We start from the raw sequence: 271 nt of genomic DNA, 5'->3' as shown, positions 1-271 counted from the left end.
TCGGAGTCCGAGTGCTCGGCGGGAACAAGGGTAATGTCTTCCTTGATGCCGAGTGCCCTGAGCTCCCTTTCGAAGCCGGTTTTCGTGCGAATGAATTGACCAATCTGGGTCATGCTTGCCTCCTTGGATCTGCGGTGGGAATAGGCATGGGCACGCCGTCACCGCGTCGGCGCGCACCAAACGAAGTGGCCGTCGCCGTCTTCATCGGTGTAAAGGGGGATTGCCCGGCCGATCAGGGCGGAAGCCGGAAGCGGCCCGAAGTAGCGGCCGT

1 pseudogene is annotated in these 271 nt (G+C 62.0%); it reads right to left on the bottom strand.

Features of this window, described 5'->3' with window-relative positions:
* Positions 1–158: 158 nt before the first annotated feature.
* Positions 159–271: pseudogene (locus KVS69_RS21360) on the bottom strand (S26 family signal peptidase); the annotation flags it as partial.

The sequence above is a fragment of the Stenotrophomonas sp. GbtcB23 genome (assembly GCF_019091045.1).
Classification (GTDB): Bacteria; Pseudomonadota; Gammaproteobacteria; order Xanthomonadales; family Xanthomonadaceae; genus Stenotrophomonas; species Stenotrophomonas rhizophila_A.
This window is presented reverse-complemented; position numbering and strand designations above follow the sequence as displayed.